At 72.3% G+C, this 21509-nt stretch carries 13 protein-coding genes; 8 read left to right on the top strand and 5 right to left on the bottom strand.

Annotated elements, in window-relative coordinates:
- Positions 1-425: 425 nt before the first annotated feature.
- The gene (locus ACLQ20_RS22200) at positions 426-923 is read left to right on the top strand and encodes an ArsC/Spx/MgsR family protein (protein WP_425857564.1); all 498 of its coding nucleotides are present in this window, start codon (positions 426-428) and stop codon (positions 921-923) included.
- 74 nt (positions 924-997) lie between these two features.
- Positions 998-2668, top strand: a complete 1671-nt coding sequence (locus ACLQ20_RS22195; RefSeq protein ID WP_425857563.1) for a right-handed parallel beta-helix repeat-containing protein — start codon at positions 998-1000, stop codon at positions 2666-2668.
- A gap of 10 nt (positions 2669-2678) precedes the next feature.
- Here ACLQ20_RS22195 and ACLQ20_RS22190 read toward each other — a convergent pair whose 3' ends face one another.
- Positions 2679-2861 carry a hypothetical protein gene (locus ACLQ20_RS22190; protein WP_091630004.1) on the bottom strand — a complete coding sequence of 61 codons (183 nt, stop codon included), beginning with the start codon at positions 2859-2861 and terminating at the stop codon, positions 2679-2681.
- A gap of 19 nt (positions 2862-2880) precedes the next feature.
- Between ACLQ20_RS22190 and ACLQ20_RS22185 the strand changes: the two genes are divergently transcribed.
- The 5 genes from ACLQ20_RS22185 (at position 2881) to pulA (ending at position 11121) form a co-directional block, all read left to right on the top strand.
- Positions 2881-3717: a hypothetical protein gene (locus ACLQ20_RS22185; RefSeq protein WP_425857561.1), complete on the top strand. Its 837-nt coding sequence runs from the start codon at positions 2881-2883 to the stop codon at positions 3715-3717.
- A 37-nt stretch (positions 3718-3754) separates the two neighbouring features.
- Entirely contained in the window at positions 3755-4144 is a 390-nt protein-coding gene (locus ACLQ20_RS22180; protein WP_151456155.1) for a hypothetical protein, read from the top strand.
- 134 nt (positions 4145-4278) lie between these two features.
- Positions 4279-4968: a cellulose binding domain-containing protein gene (locus ACLQ20_RS22175; RefSeq protein ID WP_425857560.1), complete on the top strand. Its 690-nt coding sequence runs from the start codon at positions 4279-4281 to the stop codon at positions 4966-4968.
- Positions 4969-5003: 35 nt separating this feature from the next.
- Positions 5004-5492: a GNAT family N-acetyltransferase gene (locus ACLQ20_RS22170; protein WP_358121651.1), complete on the top strand. Its 489-nt coding sequence runs from the start codon at positions 5004-5006 to the stop codon at positions 5490-5492.
- A 136-nt stretch (positions 5493-5628) separates the two neighbouring features.
- Positions 5629-11121, top strand: a complete 5493-nt coding sequence (pulA, locus tag ACLQ20_RS22165; protein ID WP_425857557.1) for a pullulanase-type alpha-1,6-glucosidase — start codon at positions 5629-5631, stop codon at positions 11119-11121.
- A gap of 99 nt (positions 11122-11220) precedes the next feature.
- Here pulA and ACLQ20_RS22160 read toward each other — a convergent pair whose 3' ends face one another.
- The 4 genes from ACLQ20_RS22160 to ACLQ20_RS22145 all read right to left on the bottom strand — a co-directional run bounded on the left by ACLQ20_RS22160 (position 11221) and on the right by ACLQ20_RS22145 (position 19195).
- Positions 11221-12882 carry a right-handed parallel beta-helix repeat-containing protein gene (locus ACLQ20_RS22160; RefSeq protein ID WP_425857555.1) on the bottom strand — a complete coding sequence of 554 codons (1662 nt, stop codon included), beginning with the start codon at positions 12880-12882 and terminating at the stop codon, positions 11221-11223.
- 363 nt (positions 12883-13245) lie between these two features.
- Positions 13246-14955: a right-handed parallel beta-helix repeat-containing protein gene (locus ACLQ20_RS22155; protein WP_425857554.1), complete on the bottom strand. Its 1710-nt coding sequence runs from the start codon at positions 14953-14955 to the stop codon at positions 13246-13248.
- 452 nt (positions 14956-15407) lie between these two features.
- Complete coding sequence (locus ACLQ20_RS22150) at positions 15408-17441, bottom strand: hypothetical protein (protein ID WP_425857553.1); 2034 nt, start codon at positions 17439-17441, stop codon at positions 15408-15410.
- Positions 17442-17713: 272 nt separating this feature from the next.
- Positions 17714-19195 carry an aminopeptidase P family protein gene (locus ACLQ20_RS22145; protein WP_151455283.1) on the bottom strand — a complete coding sequence of 494 codons (1482 nt, stop codon included), beginning with the start codon at positions 19193-19195 and terminating at the stop codon, positions 17714-17716.
- Between the two features lie 314 nt (positions 19196-19509).
- Between ACLQ20_RS22145 and asnB the strand changes: the two genes are divergently transcribed.
- On the top strand, positions 19510-21471 hold the full coding sequence (gene asnB, locus ACLQ20_RS22140; RefSeq protein ID WP_151455284.1) for an asparagine synthase (glutamine-hydrolyzing): 1962 nt from the start codon (positions 19510-19512) through the stop codon (positions 21469-21471).
- The last annotated feature ends 38 nt before the right edge of the window (positions 21472-21509 follow it).

The following is a 21509-nucleotide window of genomic DNA, read 5'->3' as shown; positions in this document are numbered from 1 at the left end:
GTCCGTCCGTCCGGCTCCTCCCGGAGATCTTGGTGAGAAACTGCCCCTCCAGGGGCCGTCTTCTACCAAGATCTCCACCGGCCACCCTGCCGGACGCCGACCCCGAACCGGACAACGTCCTCGAACACGTGATCAGGACGCCATGGACCTCAAAGCGGCCGGATGACGTCCATGGCGTCCTGATCACCTCGCGCTCGCACCTCGCGCTCGCACCTCGCGCTCGCACCTCGCGCTTTGCGTTCGTTTGTGGGTTCCGGCCTACGAGGCGCAGGTCGCCCCGGGATGACGTCCGGCTCGGGAGCGGACGTCCGGGGTCGGGGGCGATGTCCGTCCTGATCACGTCGGCTGAGCGCGTGGGCGGCGGTGCATGGACGGTCGCGGGAGCGGGGCGGGCTCGTACGTGACGCCGCGGGACGCTTGCGACGATGACAGGCATGGAGATCTGGAACAACCCGTCGTGCTCGAAGTGCGCCGCCGCCCGTACCGCGCTCGACGAGGCTGGAGTCGGCTACGCGCTGCGCCCGTACCTGGACCGGCCGCCGAGCGCGGCGGAGCTGGCCGAGGTGCTGCGCCGGCTCGACGCGCGCCCCTGGGACGTCTGCCGTACCCAGGAGCCTGCCGCGGTGGCCCTCGGCATGGCCGACTGGCCCAGGGACGAGGCGGCCGAGCCGCGCTGGATCGAGGCGATGGTGGCCGCCCCCGAGCTGATCCAGCGACCCCTGCTGCTGCTCGACGACGGGAGCGCGCTCGTGGGCCGTACCGCCGGGGCGCTGGCGGAGGCGCTGCGCCGCACCGCCGTGACGCCTGGCACCGCCGCGCAGCCGGGCCTCGTGACGCCGGGCAGCGCCGCGACGCCCGGCAGCGGCGCGGAGCCCGGCCCTGGGGCGATCGCGCCAGCGGATCCGCCGCACCTGGTCGGGTAGCGCGTTTCCGGGCGGGTGCGGCGGGAATGCGCCGCTCGCGGGCGAACGACCGGACGCCGCAGAGGAGGGGTCGGATGCCGCACCAGGGCCTGTCCACCGCCGCGAAGCGGCTCACCCCCGTCGCCGGCGCGCCCCTCTGGTGCGACGCGCGCGAGTTCGGGCTGCGCGGCGACGGCGTGACGAACGACCAGCCGGCGCTGTCGGCCCTGGTCGACCGCCTCGGCGAGGGCTACGCCGCCGACGGGCGGGCCCGGGTCATCCACTGCCCGCCGGGGATCTACTCGATTCGGGACGCCGGGACGGTCTGGCGCAGCGGGGTGTCGCTGATCGGCGCGGGCCCGGGGGCGACGCGGTTCCTGCTCAGCAACGAGGGGAACCGGGCGGACCCCACGCCGTTGGCCTTCTGGACCACGGTGCAGCACGGCGCGAGCCGCGACCGGCACATCGCCGACTGCACCTTCGCGGACTTCGAGATCGACGGCTCCGGCGTGGCGATGGTCGAGTACAACTATCTCGCCAAGGGGCTCGGCCTCCAGTACGTGGTGCGTGGCGTCTTCCGCAACCTGTACATCCACCACACCGGCGCCACCGGGCTCGGCTGCGACTTCCTCCAGGACAGCCTGATCGACGGCGTGGTCGTGGTCGGTTGCGGCCGGCTGGACAACGGCGAGGAGATGGGCGGCGCGGGCATCGGCGTCGGCATCGGCGGTTGGGGCGACGTGGAGCGCCTCACGATCGCCAACTGCACCGCCGTCGGCAACGGCACCAACGGGATCTTCCTCGAACTTCAGAAGGACTACTGGACGCCGCCGCGCGGCTACCGCATCATCGGCTGCCACAGCCAGGCGAACCGCTTCGGCATCTCCGACTGGGGCGCCGACGGCCTGATCGTCTCCGCCTGCACGCTGACCGGCAACCTGGAGGCGGGCTTCGACGTCTCCGGCAACGGCACGGCCGGCGTGTCCGGTCGGGGCGGCATCATCAGCGACTGCGTCGTGGACCGCAACGTCCGCGACGGGATCAGCATGGGCAACACGCCCGGCCCGTACACCGTGCGCGGGAACCGGATCAGCGCCAACGGCGAGTACGGCTACCACGAGCACGACCTGGGGCACGGCTACCAGGGCGCGGCGGCGGGCGTGGTCGTCGACGGCAACGAGTTCTGGGACAACGGCCTGGACGCGATCCGGATCGACCGGCCGATGACCGACGCCGTCGTGGTGAACAACCGGATCCGCAACAACGGCCGCCGCTGCGCCCCGGCTGCCACCGGCGCGGGCGAGTCGGTGCGCTACCACCACCGCTCCGTCACCGACCTGTCGGCGCACTGGCCGCACGACGGGCACCGGGGCAAGGTGGTGCGGGCCGGGTCACGCATGGCGGTCGTGGTGTCCAACACCGACACCGACCTCACCCTCGCCGAGGTGCGGGCGGATTCTCCCACCGGCTGGAACGAGGACTCGCCGCCGCCCGGGACGGCGTACGAACTGCCGGCGGCCCCGCCGATCCGGGCCGGCATCACCGTCAACGCGCCGTTCGACTCCGCCACGGTGCGCGGCAACCGGATCTGGGACCACCGCGACGAGCAGACCCAGAGCTACGGGCTCTGGATCACCCCGGCGGGCAGCTGCGTGTCCTGCCGGATCGAGGACAACGACCTCGCCGGAAACGCCGTCGGGGCGGTGCGGCTCGACACCCCGCCGGTCGGCGGGCGCTGGGACCGCAACCACCACGAGGTGGACTGACGCCGGAGGCTCAGCGCGCGTCGTCGGCGGGGGCCGTCGCCTCCGCGTGCCGGTCACGCAGCCGGGCCCGGATCTCCTCCGGGGTGTACGCCCGCCGCCGCCGTTCCGCCCGGGCGATGACCACGCCCGACGCCGCGACGCCGGCCAGGCCGGCCAGCCCGAGGACCTTCCACCACCGCATCCGTTGCCGCATCGGCCTAGGGTAGACCCCCATGAGCATCAGCCTGGACGAGGCCGTGGACCTGACCCGTACCGGCGACGTGTGGGTGTTCCGGGGCCGCAGCGTGCCGGACCGGGCCATCCAGTTGACCACCAACAGCCCGGTCAACCACGTCGGCATGGCGGTCGTGCTGGACGACATGCCGCCCCTGATGTGGCACGCCGAGCTGGGCAGGTCGCTGCCGGACATGTGGACGGGCACCCACCAGCGCGGCGTGCAGCTGCACGACCTGCGCGACGCGGTCTGCGTCTGGGCCAACCGGTACGGCCAGCGGGCCTGGCTGCGCCAGCTCGACCCGCCGGCGGACGCGGAGATGGAGAAGGCGGTGCTGCGCACCGTCGCGCGCCTGGACGGCACCCCGTTCCCGTCCACCGCCCAGCTCGCCTGGCGCTGGCTGCGGGGCCGGGTCCCGGCGGTGCGGCTGCCGGCGCTGCCCGGCCGGGTGGGGGACCGCGAGGCCGCGCCGGCGCCCGACCCGACCGGGGCGACCGCGCCCGACCGCACCGGGGCGACCGCGCCCGACCGCACCGGGGCGACCGCGCCCGACCGCACCGGGGCGACCGCGCCCGACCGCAGCGGGGTGACCGCGCCCAACCCGACCGGGGCGACCGCGCCCGACCGCGCCGCGATCGCCGTGCGCGACCGTGCACTGGAGACGGCCTACTGCGCGGAGGTGGTCGCGGTGACCTACGAGGCGATGGGACTGTTGCCCGCCGGGCGGCGTCCCAACTGGTACGACCCGGGCCGGTTCTGGAGCGGCGACGACCTCGGTCTCGCGGGCGGCGCCCGGCTCGGGGCGGAGATCGAGGTGCGCATCCCGCCGCGCTGAGGTTTGGCCCGCCGTCCGGCCGGCAATTGCTGTCCCTGTGAGAGCCCCCACCGATCTGGACACGCTGACCGACTTCTTCGACCGGTACGGCGTGGCGCTGACCACCGGCGACGTGCCCGCCATCGCCGGTTGTTACGCCCTGCCCGGGATGGTGGTGGCCGACACGTACAGCTTCTCGTTCACCTCGCCGGCGGCGGTGGCACTGTCCTTCGTGGGCGCGGCCCCCGACTACCAGGAGCGCGAGCTGGTCGCGGCGCACGCGACCATCGAGGACGTGCTTCCGATGTCGGCGCTGCTGACCATGGTCGCTGTGGAGTGGGAGTTCCTGGACAGCCGAGGCCGGGCGGTCCCCGGCGAGCGCTACCGCTACCTGCTGCGCTCCACCGACGACGGCCCGCTCATCTGCACGGTGCTGCGGACCGCCTGACCGCCGGCCGGACCCGCGGCACCCTCCGCCGGCGGCGGCCCCGCCCACGCGGCGCCGTACGCGCCGCACGCACACGGTCGCACCATGTCGCCACGGACCGCTACGCTGCCCCGGAGGACCGCGGGAGGAGAAGCATGTCCGGCACGCGCCGAACATCGAGCAAGTCCTACGGCACGACCGCCATCGCGTCCTCGCCGTGGATCGTGGTGTCCGTCGGCGTCGCGGTGATGGTGGTCCTGCTAGCCATCGCGCTCGGCGCCTACCGGGGGCGCGGCCCCGCGTTCGACGCGCAGCCCGCCCCGCCGCTGCCGACCGTCGGCCTGGCCGACCCGGAGCCGTCGGCGGCCAGCCCAACGGTCACGCGCTCGCCGCGGGCGACGGCCACGCAGTCAGGCCGCTCCACCACCCGGCCCACCCCGACACGGTCCACGCCCGCCCGCAGCAGCGCCCCGCCGTCGCCGACCCCCAGCGGGAGCGAGGAGACGGCGCTGGTCGCGCCGCCACCGTCGGTGTCCCCGCTGACCGGCCGGTACCGGGTGGTCGAGTCGCACGCGGACGGGTTCGTCGGCGAGGTGCTGGTCGGCAACACCTCGTCCGCCGGCCGGGAGTGGACGACGCGGCTGACCTTCCCGGGAGCGCGGCTGGGTAGCGCGTGGATCGAGGGCGCGCCACAGGGGACGGCGCAGCGGATCGACGACGGCTTCACCTACCGCAGCGGCGGCGACCTGCCCGGCGGCGCGTCGGTCACGCTGCGCTTCTACGTCCAGGGCACGCAGAGCCGCCCGACGAGCTGCACGGTCGACGGCGTCTCCTGCCGCCTCTGATCGACGCCACGCCGTCGGCCACCCAGGGAGCCGCCATGGCGCTCACCCTCCGCCCGCTCACGCTCGACGACACCGACGCCGTGCACGACTGGGCGCGTCTGCCCGAGTCGTGCCGCTACCAGGCGTGGGGGCCCAACACCCACGAGCAGACGCAGGCGTACGTGCGGGCCGCCGTGGCGGCGCCACCGGACCGGCTGGTGTTCGGGGTGCTCGTCGACGGCGAGGTCGTGGGCAGCGCCGAGCTGAAGCTGCACGGCCCGAGCACCGGCGAGATCGCGTACGCGGTCCATCCACGGCGGTGGGGGCAGGGCATCGCCACGGCCACGGCGCGGGAACTGTTGCGACTGGGCTTCGACCGGCACGGGCGGCACCGCATCTTCGCCACGTGCGACCCGCGCAACCTCGCCTCGGCGGCGGTGCTGCGCAGGATCGGCATGCGGTACGAGGGCCGGATGCGTGGCACCGCCCTCATCCGCGACGGTTGGCGCGACTCGGACCTGTACGCCGTCCTCGCCGACGACTGATCCCCGGGCACAGGGTCGCCGCGGAGGGTCGTCCTTGCAAGCGGGCTGTCGTGTTACGACTTTGTTTGCAAGGTATTGCAGAACGTTTCGGCAAGAGCTAGCGTGCGGGCCAGCCAGCGACCAGAGGAAGGCGTCGATGAAACCCCCGCCGATACCGCGCAAGGCCCTGCTCGCCCTCGTCTCCCTGCTCACCCTCGCCCTCGTCGGCACCCCGCTGGCCGTGCGCCAGATGGGCGCCGACGCCCCCGACGACACCGGCCCGCTGGTCACCACCGGCGCCGCGCAGTGGCGCACCGAACCCTCGGCGGAGGCGCTGCTCGCCGCCGGCAGCCGCCAGGCCCGCGCCGAACAGTTCTACTTCGTCCTGCCGGACCGGTTCGCCAACGGCGACCGGCGCAACGACGCCGGGGGCCTCACCGGGGGCCGCCTCTCCACCGGCCTCGACCCGAAGGACAAGGGCTTCTACCACGGCGGCGACCTCAAGGGCGTCATGGACCGGCTCGACTACATCGAGGGGCTCGGCACCACGGCCATCTGGCTCGCGCCCATCTTCAAGAACCGCCCGGTGCAGGGCTCCGGAGCCGATGCCTCCGCCGGATACCACGGCTACTGGATCACCGACTTCACCCAGGTCGACCCGCACTTCGGCACCAACGAGGACCTGAAGCGCCTGGTCACGCTCGCCCACCGGCGGGGGATCAAGGTCTATCTCGACGTCATCGTCAACCACACCGCCGACGTCATCCAGTACGCCGAGGACCGGCGCACCTACGTGGACAAGGCCACCTCCCCGTACACCGACGCGCAGGGGCGTCCTTTCGAGGACCGCAACTACGCCGACGGCAGCCGGGGCTTCCCGAAGGTGGACACCACGTCGTTCCCGTACACCCCGACGTTCGAGACCCCGGCCGACGCGAAGGTCAAGGTCCCGGCCTGGCTGAACGACCCGACCATGTACCACAACCGGGGCGACTCCACCTTCGCCGGGGAGAACAGCGAGTACGGCGACTTCTTCGGCCTCGACGACCTGTGGACCGAGCGTCCCGAGGTGGTGCGCGGCCTGACCAAGGTCTACTCCGACTGGATCGCCTCCACCGGCGTCGACGGCTTCCGGCTGGACACGGTGAAGCACGCCAACCTCGACTTCTGGCCGCAGTTCAGCCAGGGCGTCGAGCGCGCCGCCGCGCGCGTAGGCAAGAAGGACTTCTTCATGTTCGGCGAGGTCTACAGCGCCGACCCGGACATCACCTCGACGTACGTGCGGCGCGGTGGCCTGCCGGCCACCCTCGACTTCGCCTTCCAGGAGGCGGCGCGCGGCTACACCGCCGGCGACGGCTCCGCGAAGGCGCTCGCCGACGTGTACGCCCGCGACGACCTCTACCGCGCCCGGGACACCGACGCGCGCCGGCTGACCACCTTCCTCGGCAACCACGACATGGGCCGGATCGGCTCGTTCATCGCCGGCGGCGGCACCGACCCGGCCACCCACCTGCGCCGCGACCGGCTCGCCCACGAGCTGATGTTCCTCACCCGCGGCCAGCCGGTCGTCTACTCCGGCGACGAGCAGGGCTTCACCGGGCCGGGCGGCGACAAGGACGCCCGGCAGGACATGTTCGCCTCGAAGACCCCCGACTACCTCGACGACGACCTGATCGGCACCGACCGCACCCACGCCAGCGACCAGTTCGACCGCGCCCACCCGCTCTACCGGGCCATCGCGGAGCTGGGCGCGTTGCGCCAGGCGCACCCGGCGCTGCGCGACGGCGTGCAGGTCGGCCGGTACGCCGCCGACGGCCCCGGCGTCTTCGCGTTCTCCCGGATCGACCCGAAGCAGCGCACCGAGTACGTCGTCGCGGTGAACAACGCCGCGACCGCGCAGACTGTCACCGTGGACACGTGGTCGGCCGGCGCCACCTTCACCGGCGTGTACGGCGCGTCGGCCGCCCCGGTCGCCGGCGCGGACGGCAGGCTCACGCTGACCGTGCCGCCGCTGTCGGCCGTGGTGCACCGCGCCGGCACGCCGATCCCGTCGCCCGACGCCGCGCCGAAGATCACGATCACCGCCCCGGCGCCCGGCGCGCCCGTCGCCACGAAGGCCGCCGTCACCGCCCAGGTCACCGGCGACCCGCTGGCCACCGTCACCGTCGCCGCCCGGGTCGCCGGCGGCAGGTGGACGCTGCTCGGCAGCGCCGAGACGGCCCCGTACACCGTGCACCACGACCTGACCGGGCTGGCCGGCGGCACGAAGGTCGAGTACAAGGCCGTCGTCCGCGACGGGAGGGGCCGCACCGCGACCGCCCGGTCCACCGCGACCGTGGGCACCCCGGCGCAGTCCGCCTCCCGCGACTGGGCCGTGGTGCACTACCAGCGCCCGGCCGGCGGCTACGACGACTGGGGCCTGTACGCCTGGGGCGACATCGACCCGGCGTACGCGACCGAGTGGCCCAAGGGGCAGCCGTTCGCCGGCGAGGACTCCTACGGCCGGTTCGCCTGGGTGAAGCTCAAGCCGGGCGCGAAGTCGGTCGGCTTCGTGGTGGTCGACAAGTCCGGGAAGAAGGACGTGGAACAGGATCGGACGATCGACGTGACGAAGGCCGGCGAGGTCTGGGTCAAGCAGGGCGACCCGGCGACCTACCCGAGCCGGCAGGCCGCCACCGGCGAACCCGACCCGCCGGTCGAGGACGGCACCGCCCTCATCCACTACCGCCGCGCCGACGGCAACTACGACGGCTGGGGCCTGCACCTGTGGGACGGCGCCGCCAACCCCACGGACTGGGCCACCCCGCTCGCCCCAGCCCGGATCGACGCCTTCGGCGCGGTCTTCCGGGTGCCGCTGGCCGCCAACGCCACCGGGCTGAGCTACATCATCCACCGCGGCGACGAGAAGGACCTGCCGACCGACCAGCGGCTCGACTTCGCCGACGCCGGACGCGAGGTGTGGCTGCTCGCCGGCACGCCCGGCCGGCTGCTGCCGTCCACCGCGTCCGCCGCCGGCCCGGACGTCGACATCACGAAGCAGAAGGCGCACTGGATCGACCGCTCGACCGTCGCCTGGCAGGCCGGGCCCACCGACGGCAGGACGTACGCCCTGGTCGCCGCCCCGGCCGGCGGGGTCACCGTCGCCGACGGCGAGCTGGTCGGGACGTACCGCACGATGCCGTTGACCGCCCAGCGCAACGGGCTCACCGAGGCCCAGCGCGCGGACTTCCCGCACCTGTGGGCGCACGGTGCCTTCACGCTCGACCGGCGGGACCTGGCGAAGGTCCCGGCGGCCCTGCGCGGGCAGCTCCTGGTGACCGAGCGGGACGCGGCGGGCACCCTGCTCGCCGCGACCGGCGTGCAGATCCCCGGCGTGCTCGACGACGTCTACGCCCGGGCCACCGACGCGCGGCTCGGGCCGACCTTCGCCGGCGGGGTGCCGACGCTGGCGCTCTGGGCGCCGACCGCGCGGCAGGTGTCGTTGCAGCTGTTCGACTCGCCGACGGCGACGCCGAGGACCGTCGCGATGCGCCGCGACGACCGCACCGGCGTCTGGTCGGTGCGCGGCGCCCGCGACTGGACCGGCAGGTACTACCGGTACCAGGTCCAGGCGTGGCAGCCGGCGACGCAGCAGCTGGTCACCGCCGCCGTGACCGACCCGTACTCGCTGGCGTTGGCGCCGGACTCCACGCACAGCCAGATCGTGGACCTGACCGACCCGGGGCTCGCCCCGCCGGGCTGGGCGAAGCTGCGTAAGCCGGCGGCGGTGCCGTCGACGAAGGTGCAGATCTCCGAGCTGTCGGTGCGGGACTTCTCCGTCGCCGACACCACCGTGCCGGCGGAGCGGCGGGGCACCTACCTCGCCTTCACCGATCCGGGCACCGCCGGCATGAGGCACCTGAAGGCGCTCGGCGACGCGGGGGTGACCCACCTGCACCTGCTGCCCGCGTTCGACTTCGCCACGATCCCCGAGCGCCGCGCCGACCAGCGGCAGCCGGCCTGCGACCTGGCCGCGCTGCCGCCGGACTCCGAGCAGCAGCAGAAGTGCGTCGCGGCGGTCGCGGACACCGACGGCTACAACTGGGGGTACGACCCGCTGCACTACACCGTGCCGGAGGGCGGCTACGCCGTCGACCCGGCCGGGGCGAAGCGCACCACCGAGTTCCGGCGGATGGTGGCCGGCGTCAACGGCGCCGGGCTGCGCGTGGTGATGGACGTCGTCTACAACCACACCTCGGCGGCGGGCGCCGACCCGAAGTCGGTACTCGACCAGATCGTGCCCGGCTACTACCACCGGCTGCTGGACGACGGCGCCGTCGCCAACTCGACCTGCTGCGCCAACACCGCCCCCGAGCACGCCATGATGGGCAAGCTCGTCGTGGACTCGCTGGTCACCTGGGCCCGGGCGTACAAGGTGGACGGCTTCCGGTTCGACCTGATGGGCCACCACCCGAAGGCGAACATCCTGGCCGTACGCAAGGCGCTCGACGAGCTGACCGTCGGCCGCGACGGCGTGGACGGGAAGAAGATCCTGCTCTACGGCGAGGGCTGGAACTTCGGCGAGGTCGCCGACGACGCCCGGTTCACGCAGGCCACCCAGGCCAACATGGCAGGCACCGGGATCGGCACGTTCAACGACCGGCTGCGCGACGCCGTACGCGGCGGCGGGCCGTTCGACGCCAACCCGCGGGTGCAGGGCTTCGCCTCCGGCCTCTTCACCGACCCGAACGGCGACGACGTCAACGGGTCCACGGCCGAGCAGCGGGCCCGGCTGCTGCGCCAGCACGACCTGATCAAGGTGGGGCTCACCGGCAACCTGCGCGGCTACCGCTTCACCGACTCGTCGGGCCGGCAGGTTACCGGCGCGCAGGTCGACTACAACGGCTCGCCCGCCGGCTACACCGCCGCGCCGGGGGAGGCGGTCACCTACGTCGACGCGCACGACAACGAGATCCTGTACGACGCGCTGGCGTACAAGCTGCCGCGGGACACCTCGGCGGCGGACCGGGCCCGGATGCAGGTGCTGGCGCTGGGCACGGTGGTGATGGGCCAGGGGCCCGGGTTCGTCACCACGGGCACCGAGCGGCTGCGCTCGAAGTCGCTGGACCGCAACTCGTACAACTCGGGGGACTGGTTCAACCAGATCCGCTGGGACTGCGCCCAGGGCAACGGGTTCGGCGCCGGCCTGCCGCCCGAGCAGGACAACCGGGACAAGTGGCCGTACGCCAAGCCGCTGCTGGCCGATCCGACGCTGGTGCCGGACTGCGCGGCGATCGACCTGGCCGACGCCCGCTACGCCGAGCTGCTGAGGGTCCGGGCCTCCTCGCCGGTCTTCGGGCTGACCACGGCGGAGCAGGTGCAGAAGCGGGTCGCCTTCCCGCTCTCCGGCGCGGGGGAGACCCCCGGCGTGCTCACCATGACGCTGGACGGTCGGGGCCTCGACGGGCGGTGGAAGTCGGTCACGGTGGTCTTCAACGCCACGCCGGAGACGGCGCGGCAGCGGCTGACCGGGCTGCGCGGGGCGGACGTGGCGCTGCACCCGGTGCTGCGGGCCTCGGCGGACGAGTCGCTGCGGACGGCCTCCTTCGACCGGGCCAGCGGCACGTTCACCGTGCCGGCCCGCAGCGTGGCGGTCTTCGTGCAGCAGTAGCCCGCGACGTGGACCGGCCCCCTTCCGCGACGCGGAAGGGGGCCGGTTCCTGTTCGGTGTCCGGAGCGGCCGGAGAGGCCGCCCGTCAGCCGAGGGCGATCAGCCGAAGCAGTTCTCCACGGGGGAGGGGCTGCCCAGGCAGTTCGTCGGCTTGTTGCCCTTGATCGCGGACTTGTCGTCCACGTTCACCTCGCCGCCGAAGTTGAACACCCCGCCCGGCCGGAACCTGGAGACGTTGTCCGCCACCTTAGTGTCGTGCAGGTTGACCCGGCCGAAGACGTTGAAGATGCCGCCGCCGATGCCGATCGGCCCGACGGCCTGGTTCCCGACGATCTCGCTGTCGCGGAACGTGACCTCGCTGGCGAGGTTGAACACGCCGCCGCCGAAGAAGGCGGCGAAGTTCTCCTTGACCTCGGTCTTCTCCGCCGTGACGTGGGCGCCGAAGGCCAGGGCCAGGCCGCCGCCGACACCGGCGGTGGTGTTCTTGGCGATCGTCACCTTGTGCAGGTGCAGCTGGCTGTCGTCCGCCGCGGCGATGCCGCCGCCCGCGATCAGCGCGGTGTTGTCGAGGATCCTGGAGTACTTGATGGTGGTGTTGCCCTCGATGTCGAGCAGGCCACCGCCGAAGCCGATCGTGTGGTTGTTGCTGATGTCGGTCTTGTCGATCCAGACGGTTCCGCCGTCGACGTCGTCGCGGAAGATGCCCGGGGCGCCGTTGGCGATGCCGCCGCCGCCGATCCCGGCCTTGTTGTACTTGACGTGGGACTCCTCGACCTTGAGCACCCCGGCGTTCAGGATGCCGCCGCCGAAGAAGAAGGCGGTGTTGTCGGCGACCGTGGTGTGGCGCAGGCTGGTCTTGCCGAAGTTGGCGATGCCGCCGCCGCTGCCGCCGGCCTGGTTCTCGACGATGTGGCTCTTCTCGATGTCGGCGGAGCCGCCCGGCTGCACCAGGATGCCGCCGCCGTCGTTGGCCTCCGGCTCCTCCAGCACGGCGGCGCCGGCCTTGGCCGCCGCGGCCTTCGCCGCAGCAGCCTTCGCCGCCGCGGCACCCTTCGGCTCGGCCTGGAGCAACGGCAGGTACGGCTTGCCGGCCTTGGCCGCCTCGGTGGCCTCGACCGAGTTCGAGTAGCGCGACCACACCGTCTCCGCCGAGACCGGCTCCGCCAGCTTCCGCTCGAGGGTCTGGCCGTTCTTGATGGTCAGGCCCTTGAGGGTGAGGTGGCCGCCGCTGCCGACGTTGAAGATGCGGAACTGCTCGGCGGTGGCGTCCCGCACGATCTTGGTGTCGTGGCCCTTGAGCGTGATGGGCTGCTCGATCACCGGCAGGCCGTTGCCGTAGTAGTCGTGCCGGGTCAAGGTGTACGTGCAGTCCTTGGCCAGCTCGAACACGCCGCCGTGGTTGGCGTTGGCGTGCACGATCGCCTGGATCAGCTTGTCGGAGTCGCAGGGCACCTCCTTTCCGCGATCCTTGTGGTCCCGGTCCTTGTGGTCCCGATCCCGGCCTTCTCCGCCTTCGCGGCCCTCCTCGCCCTCGCGGCCTTCCTTCTCGCGGTCCGCGTCCTGGTCGCCGTCCATGCTGACCTGGGCGGTGGCCCACTTCAGGCCGTCCGCACCTACCGCGCCGGCGCCGGTGGCCACGCCCACCGCGGCGAGGCTGACCACGCCGGTCAACCCGGCCACACCACTGGCGAGCCAGAGCTTGCGGCGACGCTTGGGCGCCGCCGGCCGCTCGGAGTCGTTGTTCGTTAGGTAGTTGGACATCGGAGCTCTCTGCCCTCTCCTCGTACCAGACAGGGTCGCAGCGCCACAGGCGAGCGTCCCCTGCTACAAATCGGTTGTAGCTCCCGAACTAGACAATATGAGAATCTTCCTCGCCTCGCGGGCATATGCGAAAGAAGCCCGCATTAGGTCCGGGGTGCCCCTGGCCGGTGCGGACGGTCCGTGCCGGCCGATCCACCGCAGCGACGTCGGTAGGGGAGTCCGCAGGAGAACAGGTGCTCCCGGCGCGGAACGGCCCGTTCGGCGGAAGAACGGCCACGAGGGGCCGGGAGGTGAGAGGGCTCCTCCGGCCGCCGGGGCGGCTCTGGAGGAGCCCTCTCTCTATGTGGTGTCGCTCTCGGATGTTCAGGCGAAGCAGCGGTCGGGGATGACCGTGCTGCCCTTGCAGTTCGTCGGCCGGTTGTCCTTCACGGCGGACTTCCGGTCGATCAGGACGCCGTCGTTGTTGGTGAAGATGCCACCCGGCGGCGCGGTGGCGACGTTGTGGACCACCTTCGTGCTGATCAGCCTCGTCCGGCCGAAGTCGTTCAGGATGCCGCCGCCCACCCCGTACTCGCCGACCGCCTGGTTGCCCAGCACCTCGCTGTCCCGCAGCGTGACGTCGCCCCCGTCGTTGTACAGACCCCCGCCGCCCCCGCCTGCGGCGACGTTCTCCTTGATCACGCTGTGCTCGATCACGGCGTTGCTGCCTCCGCCGACGCCGACGCCGCCGGCCTCTCCGTCCGCGTAGTTCCTGGCGACCACGACCTTCTCCAGGGACAGCCTGCCGTCGCTGAAGGTGACCAGCCCGCCCCCGTCCGTGCCGGCGGTGTTGTCCGTGATCTCGCTCTGCGTGAGCACGATGTCGCCCCTGTTGTCGAAGACGCCACCGCCGATGGACGAGGTCCGGTTGTGGCTGATGGTGCTCTTCCACACCCAGACGGTGCCGCCGCCCACCGTCGTGCCGTTCGGGGTCGTGCCGTTGGCGATGCCGCCGCCGCCCAGCCGGGCGCTGTTCTTCGACACCTTGGACTCCTCGACCCGCAGCACCCCGACGGTGAAGATGCCGCCACCGAAGCCGCTGGCGCTGTTCTCCTCGACCGAGGTGTGGCGCAGGTTGGTGGTGCCGAAGTTGGCGATGCCGCCGCCGTTCCAGCCGGCGTGGTTCTGCACGATCCTGCTGTGCTCGAGGTCGGCACGACCGCCCCGCTGGACCAGGATGCCCGCTCCGTCGGCGCCGGTGGGCGCGGCCGTCGCGGTGCCGTCCGGCCGGGCCGTCGCTGCCCCGCCGGAACGAGCCGTCGGAGCGGCCGGCAGTTCGGAGGCGGCGGTGGCCGGGCCCTTGGGCGCCGCCATCGCCGGTCCACGGGCCGGTTCCGCCGCGGCTGCCGCAGCCTCTGTCGGCTTCGTGCGCCCGAACGAACTGACCGGTGCCGGGACGGTCTTCGCGGCGACGGTCTGCCCGCCCTTGACGGTCACGTCCTTCAGCGTCAGGTGACCGCCGCTACCGACGTTCAGGATCCGGAAGCGCTCGGCCTCGGCCGCCCTGACGATCGCGGTGCCCTCGCCCTTGAGGACGATCGACTCCTTGATCACGGGCAGGCCGTTGCCGTACTCGCTGCGCGTCAGCTCGTACGTGCAGTGCCTGGCGAGTTTCAGCGTCGCGCCGTCGGTCCGGTTGGCGTGGATGATCGCCTGGATCAGCTTGTCGGTGTCGCAGGGCACCTCCGTCACCCGACCGTCGTTTCCGCGGTCCTTGTCGCCGCTCCAGTCGCCACCCGACCAGGCGTTCCCGCCCTCGGCGGCGGGGTTGCCGTCGGCCTCGTCGTCGGCCTTGCCAGCGTCGTCGGCCCTGCCGGCGTCGCTGACGTTCTGCTTCGGGGCCGACGCCTGGGCGTCGGAGAGTCGCTCGGAGTCGCCGGACTTGTCGTCGCGGGCGGCCAGGCCGCCCAGCGCCGCCAGGCCGACGACGCCGGTCAGTCCGGCCACCCCGGCAGCCAGCCAGAGTTTGCGCCGCCCTCGCATCGGTGTGCCCACGGGCGGGCCACCGTCAGGTCTCGTTACGTCATCGGACATCAGAGCCTTCCGCCCTTTCCTGCTCTCACGGGGACCGCACCACGCAAGACGGCGCGATCAGCCACAAATGGGTTGCAGCCTCCGTGAATCACCGTATGAGAACGATTCTCGCGATGGTGCGTTATCCGAGTAATCCACACATTCGCCTCACGTCGGCTGTCGCTCCGCAGCGGGCCGCTACCGGGCAGGGACACCACCTGAGCAGCACAAACACCCGCAGGAGAGTCGACCGGCGCTCGCCGGCTCGGCGATTGCCTCAGCGAAGGCCCCCGCCCAGCTGACCGGCGACCGGCGCCACCAAGAGGGGCCCGCGCGTGAGGTTCCGGTGCGGCCCGGCCACCACCAGGACCAGGCCGTACGCGAAGTTCCGGCGCCGGCCCGGGGCAGGTCGTCGTGACGGCCCTTCCCGGGCGGCGCCGGAACGCGCTGCGCAGCGCCGACTGTCCGCCCGCTCAGCCGAAGCAGTTCGGAACAGGGGTCGGGCTGCCCTCGCAGTTCGTGGGCTTGTTCCGGATGATCACCGTCTCGTCGTCGACGGTGACTCCGTCGTTGTCCGAGGAGACGCCTCCCGGCGCGAGGAGCGACGAGTTCTCCGTGATCCGTGACCTGATCACGGAGATCCTTCCGCCCTGGTTGTAGACCCCACCCGCGACCTGCAGGTCCACGGCGACCCGGTTCCGGTCGACCTCGCTGTGGAAGATGACCACCTGGCCGCTGTCGTTGGCGATACCGCCGCCGTTGCCCCGGGTCACGTTCTCGTTGACCTTGCTGTTCGAGATCGACAGTCCGCCGAAGACCGCGGCGAGGTTGGCGATGCCGCCACCGTCGCCGTCGGCGGTGTTGCCATGGACGGTGCTGTGCTGCACGTACATCGTCCCCGCGTTGCGGATGCCGCCGCCGCTCGCACCGCTCTGGTTGCCGAACACGTGGCTGCGCTTGACGGTCGTGGCGACGTTGGGGTTGCCGCCGCTCTGGATGCCGCCGCCCGAGCCCTCGGCGATGTTGTGCGAGATCGTGCTGTCGGTGACGACGGCGGAGGCGACGTTCTCCAGTCCGCCGCCGGTGTCGCCGCTCTGGTTGTGGCTCACCCGGACGCCCTCGAGGAAGAGCTGGCCGACATTGCGGATCCCGCCGCCGCTGCCCACGGCGGTGTTGTCGGTGACCTCGCTGCCGTGCCCGCCGTCCTCGCGGTCGTCGCCCCTGTCGTCCTTCTCGTTGTCCCGGCCGGGGCTGCCCGCGTCCCGGGCGGCCGAGGCGCCGCCAGCGGCCCCCGCCGTGGTCCCGTCCCCGGCGACCGCCTTGCCGTCGGCGTCCAGGCCGGCCGGGGCTTTGGTGTCGGTGCCGTCGGCGTCCAGGCCGGCGGGAGCCTTGGTGCCGGTGCCGGTGCCGGTGCCGGTGCCGTCGGCGTCCAGGCCGGCAGGGGCCTTGGTGCCGGTGCCGTCGGTGTTGAGGCCGCCGGGGGTCTTGGTGTCGGTGCCGTCGGTGTCCAGGCCGGCGGGGGCCTTGGTGTCCGGGCCGGCGGGAGCCTTCGTGTCCGTGCCCGCGGGATCCGTGGGCACGACGGGGGCTTCGGCGCCGGTGCTCGGGGCGGTGCGGCTGTCGGTCGACGGGGCTGTCCCGTCCGTGCCGCTGAGGTCGCCCGGGGTGGTGTCGTCGTGCCCCGTGCCGGCCGCGTCCTTCTCTCCGTCGGCGTGCTCCTTACCCTTGCCGTCCGGGCCGGTGGCGTGCGTGGACAGGATCCGGGTGACGCCGAAGTTCGTGACGCCACCGCCGGCGCTGCTGCTCTGGTTTCCGGTGATGCGGCTGTCGAAGATGGTCGCCCTGCCGCCCGCCTGCACCAGGAGGCCACCGCCGCCCAGCCCGGGCTGGGCGAACCCGCCCTTGACCGTGAGGTCGTGCAGGGTCAGGTCGCCGCCGACCCCCACGTTGAAGATCCGGAAGGCGGCGGCGTTCGTGGCGCGGAGGACGGTGGCGTTCTCGCCCTTGATCGTGACCGGTCGGACGATCTCCGGCAGGCCGTTCCCCTCCCGGCTCAGCGTCAGCAGGTACGTGCAGTCGCGCGCGAGCTTGAGCGTCCCTCCGTGACCGGCGTTCACCCGGTTGAGTTCGACGATCAGTTCGTCGGTGTCGCAGGGCACGTCCGTGACGTCCTGCTCCTTGTCGTTGCGTCCCTGCTCGTCCGGCCCCTTGCCGCTCGCTGTGGGGTCCTGTCCGCCGGGATTCATGCCGGCGGCTGCGGCGTCGACCCTGTCGTCCGGGCCGAGGGGGGCTGTAGCCTGCGCGGCAGCCTCGGTGAGCTGCCGGTCGACCACGTTCCCGAGGCTGCCCGTCGCGGATGCGCCCGGCAGCGTGACCACCCCCGTGGCCGCCAGGCCGACCGCGCCGGTCAGGCCGGCCACGCCGGTGGCGACCCACAGGACGCGCCGCTTCCGGCGACGCCCGCTCGGATGCCCAGCCCCGGTTGCTTCGGACTGATTGGTTGACATGTGCTCTCACCCACATCTTTCGTATCCAACGGGCACGTACCGCCGTAGGAGGCGTAACCAGCCCTGAATCGGTTAGACAGGTTCAGTGACAACATAAGTGAGATGTCTTCACGATGAGGATGAAAGTGAAAGACCTGCGCTTTTCGGGCGATATACGGGCGGATTCCGACGCCAGCTCCGCGCGGCGACAACGGCGCCGCCCGGGGCCGGACGGCGAACAGCCCGGCCGCGACGTGGGTCGCGCCGGGCTGCGGCGAGGATGCGGGGCGCGGTCAGTCCGGCAGGCGCGGACCCGCCTCGCGCTGCTCGGCCAGCCAGGTCTCCACCTCGTCGGCGGCGCGCGGCAGCCCGGCGGAGAGGTTCACCGCGCCGGTCGCGGTGACCAGGATGTCGTCCTCGATCCGGATGCCGATCCCGCGCAGTTCCTCGGGAACCAGCTCGTCCTCCGGCTGGAAGTAGAGCCCGGGCTCGACGGTGAGCACGTAGCCCTCGCCCAGCGTGCCGTCCCGGTACTTCTCCTTGCGGGCGTTCGCGCAGTCGTGCACGTCGATGCCGAGCATGTGGCTGGTGCCGTGCAGCGTCCAGCGCCGGTAGACCGTCGACCGCCCGTCCATGGCCTCGTCGACGCCCACCGGCAGCAGGCCCAGGTCGGACAGCGCCTGGGCGAGCACCCGCATCGACGCCAGGTGGACCTCCCGGAACGCCACGCCGGGGCGGATGGCGTCGATGCCGGCCTGCTGCGCGGCGTGCACGGCGTCGTAGACCTGGCGCTGGAGCGGGGTGAACCGGCCGTCGACCGGCAGCACCCGCGTGACGTCGGCGGTGTAGAGGTTGCGGTTCTCCACGCCCATGTCCATCAGCAGCAGCTCGCCCGGCCGGGTGGCGCCGTGGTTGTGCACCCAGTGCAGGATCGTGGCGTGCTCGCCCGCGCCGACGATCGAGCCGTAGCCGACGTCGTTGCCGTCGTGCCGGGCGCGCAGCGCAAAGATCCCCTCCAGCAGGCGCTCCGACACGCCCCGGTCCGCCGGCAGCGCCCGGGCCACGTCCTCGAATCCCCGGACGGTGGCGTCGACCGCGTCCTGGAGCTGGGCGATCTCCCACTCGTCCTTGACCAGCTTCAGCTCCGAGATGGCGATCGCCAGCTCCCGGTCGCGGGCCGGCTGGCCCTCGGCGCGGTGGCCGTCGTACGGGCGCACGGCCGTGTCCACCCGTGCGTCGAAGCCGCGCAGCACCCGGGTACGCCCCGGCGCCAGGTCGGCCAGCGTCGCGTCCAGCTCGGTCAGGTCCGCCGTGGGCAGACCCAGCTCGGCCGACTTCTCGGCCAGGGTGTGCCGCCGACCGACCCACAGCTCACCGTGCCGGCTGCGGAAGAACTCGTCGGTCCGCCGCGACGACCGGGGCCGCATGTAGAGGGTGGCGTCGTGGCCCGACCCGTTCGGCCGCAGCACGAGCACCCCGTCCGGGTCGTGGTCGCCGGTGAGGTAGACGAAGTCGCTGCCCGGCCGGAAGGGATGGTCGGTGTCGTTGGCACGTACCTTCTCGCCGCCGGTGGGAATCACCAGGGTCTCGCCCGGGAAGGCCGCCGAGAGCGCGGCCCGGCGCCTGGCGTGGTTCGGCACCTCGGGCCGCGGGCCGACCGGCAGGGTGGTGTCCCGCCAGCCCTGCCGCATGAACGCCAGGAACGCCTCGGGGAAGTCCGGGTCGTGCGACCCGGTGCCGTCCGCCGGCCTGCTGTCGGTACGTCCCTCGGTCATGCTCCGCCCCCTCCGTCTCCGCATCGTTGCAGGTCAGACGCTACCGCGCAGCGCGGCGGCCGGATCGCGCCGGGACAGGCGGTGGCCGGCGAGCCGGGCGGTGGGCGAGTCGGTCGCACGACGCTGTCGAGCTGAGTCGTTCGCGACATCGGGGGTTGCCCGAGTCGTCTACGACATCAGCTCGACAGCCTCCCGCAGGCGCATCCGGTCGGCAGCGACCCGGAACGCGTGCGACGCGCGGGCCGGGCAGCCTCGCGGCGTGGAGCCCAGCGGTGCTGCGACGCCCGCTCGGGCCGCGTGGAAAGATGGCGACCATGTGCGGACTCCTGGCCTTCTTCAGCGCGCGCGGCGACGCCGCCGCCCACCGCGACAACATCGCCGGGGCGTTGGAATGCCTGCACCACCGCGGACCGGACGAGACCGGTGTCGAGGTGGTCGGCGACGCCTCCGGCCGGTACGCGGACGGGGTGTTCGCGCACAAGCGGTTGGCGATCATCGACGTGGCCTCCAGCCAAGAGCCCCTGTCCTACGCGAACGGGCGCTACCTGCTCACCTTCAACGGTGAGATCTACAACTACATCGAGCTGCGCGAGGAGCTGATCCGGAGCTTCGGCGCGCAGTTCGCCACCGCCGGTGACGGCGAGGTGATCGTCGCCGGTTTCCACTACTGGGGCGAGCAGGTGCTCACCCGGCTGCGCGGCATGTTCGCCTTCGTCATCTGGGACCGGCAGGAGCGCCGCGCGTTCGGCGGCCGGGACTACTTCGGCATCAAGCCGCTGCACTACCTGGAGACCGCCGACGGCCTCTACCTGGCCTCGGAGAAGAAGGCGCTGCTGCCCTTCGCGCACTCCAACTACCAGGGCGACGCCGGCATCGACACGGCCAACCTCAGCCACTACCTGACCCTGCAGTACGTGCCCGAGCCCGGCACCCTGCACAAGGGCATCAGCCGGATCGGCTCGGGTGAATACCTGACCTGGACCCCGGGCGGGCGGATCGACGTGCGCCGGTGGTACCGGCCGGTGTTCCGGCCCACCCCGGTCGACGACGAGCAGCGGCTCTACCACGAGATCCGGGAGACGCTGCGGGAGAGCGTCCGGATGCACATGCGCTCCGACGTGCCGGTCGGCTCGTTCCTCTCCAGCGGCATCGACTCGACCGCGGTGGTCGCCCTGGCCCGGGAGTTCAACCCGAACATCCTGACCTTCACCGTCGGCTACGACGTTCCGGGCTACTCGGAGATCGACGTCGCCCAGGACTCGGCCCGCCACCTCGACGTGACGACCATCCCGACCAAGATCGGGCCGTACGACATGATCGAGGCGCTGCCGAAGATCGTCTGGCACCTGGACGACCCGGTGGCCGACCCGGCCCTGGTGCCCCTCTACTTCGTGGCGAAGAAGGCCGCCGAGCACGTCACCGTGGTGCTCTCCGGCGAGGGCGCCGACGAGTTCTTCGGCGGCTACACCATCTACCGCGAGCCGCTGTCGTTGAGCTCGGTCAACGGGCTGCCCGACGGGGTGCAGAAGGGGCTGCGGGCGGTCTCCAAGGCCATCCCGCAGGGCGTGAAGGGCAAGAGCTTCCTGGAGCGCGGCACCACCCCGATCGAGCAGCGCTACTACGGCAACGCCCGGATGTTCACCGAGGAGGAGAAGCAGCACCTGCTGCGCCGCTACGACCCCTCGGTCCGCTACACCGACGTCACCGCGCCCATCTACGCCGAGTGCACCGAGCTCGACGACGTCACCAAGATGCAGTACGTCGACCTCTACACGTGGCTGCGCGGCGACATCCTGGTCAAGGCCGACCGGATCTCGATGGCGCACTCGCTGGAGGTGCGGGTGCCCTTCCTGGACCGGGCGGTGTTCGACGTGGCGTCCAGGATCCCGGTGGACCTCAAGCTCCCGCCCCGCTCCGACGCCACCAAGTACGCGATGCGCCAGGCGTTGCAGGGCGTGGTGCCGCCGGCCATCGTCAACCGCAAGAAGCTCGGCTTCCCGACCCCCACCCGGGTCTGGCTGCGCGGCGAGATGTACGAGTGGGCCCGGCACGTGCTGTCCACCTCCGGCGCCGGCGACCTGCTCGACCTGTCGTACGCGATGCGGCTGCTGGAGGAGCACAAGCGGGAGGAGGCCGACCACTCCCGCAAGGTGTGGACGGTGCTCATCTTCTGCATCTGGCACGCCATCTTCGTCGCCAAGACCCTCGACCCGGGCATCCAGCGCAACCAGTCCGCCCTGCTCACCAAGCCCGTGGTCGGCTCCATGGTCCGCTGACCCGGCCACTGCAACCCGGGCCCCGCGCCTGGCCGGCG

Origin of the sequence: Micromonospora sp. DT46 (assembly GCF_049841735.1) — a bacterium.
Taxonomy (GTDB): Bacteria; Actinomycetota; Actinomycetes; order Mycobacteriales; family Micromonosporaceae; genus Micromonospora; species Micromonospora reichwaldensis.
The sequence above is the reverse complement of the archived record's forward strand: the minus strand, read 5'-3'. Positions and strand labels throughout refer to the sequence as shown.

Bases quoted from the DNA above. Each gene is read 5' to 3' on its own strand.
- ACLQ20_RS22200 (WP_425857564.1), top strand. From the start codon at position 426: ATGACAGGCATGGAGATCTGGAACAACCCGTCGTGCTCGAAGTGCGCC.
- ACLQ20_RS22195 (WP_425857563.1), top strand. From the start codon at position 998: ATGCCGCACCAGGGCCTGTCCACCGCCGCGAAGCGGCTCACCCCCGTC.
- ACLQ20_RS22190 (WP_091630004.1), bottom strand. From the start codon at position 2,861: ATGCGGCAACGGATGCGGTGGTGGAAGGTCCTCGGGCTGGCCGGCCTG.
- ACLQ20_RS22185 (WP_425857561.1), top strand. From the start codon at position 2,881: ATGAGCATCAGCCTGGACGAGGCCGTGGACCTGACCCGTACCGGCGAC.
- ACLQ20_RS22175 (WP_425857560.1), top strand. From the start codon at position 4,279: ATGTCCGGCACGCGCCGAACATCGAGCAAGTCCTACGGCACGACCGCC.
- ACLQ20_RS22170 (WP_358121651.1), top strand. From the start codon at position 5,004: ATGGCGCTCACCCTCCGCCCGCTCACGCTCGACGACACCGACGCCGTG.
- pulA (WP_425857557.1), top strand. From the start codon at position 5,629: ATGAAACCCCCGCCGATACCGCGCAAGGCCCTGCTCGCCCTCGTCTCC.
- ACLQ20_RS22160 (WP_425857555.1), bottom strand. From the start codon at position 12,882: ATGTCCAACTACCTAACGAACAACGACTCCGAGCGGCCGGCGGCGCCC.
- ACLQ20_RS22155 (WP_425857554.1), bottom strand. From the start codon at position 14,955: ATGTCCGATGACGTAACGAGACCTGACGGTGGCCCGCCCGTGGGCACA.
- ACLQ20_RS22150 (WP_425857553.1), bottom strand. From the start codon at position 17,441: ATGTCAACCAATCAGTCCGAAGCAACCGGGGCTGGGCATCCGAGCGGG.
- ACLQ20_RS22145 (WP_151455283.1), bottom strand. From the start codon at position 19,195: ATGACCGAGGGACGTACCGACAGCAGGCCGGCGGACGGCACCGGGTCG.
- asnB (WP_151455284.1), top strand. From the start codon at position 19,510: ATGTGCGGACTCCTGGCCTTCTTCAGCGCGCGCGGCGACGCCGCCGCC.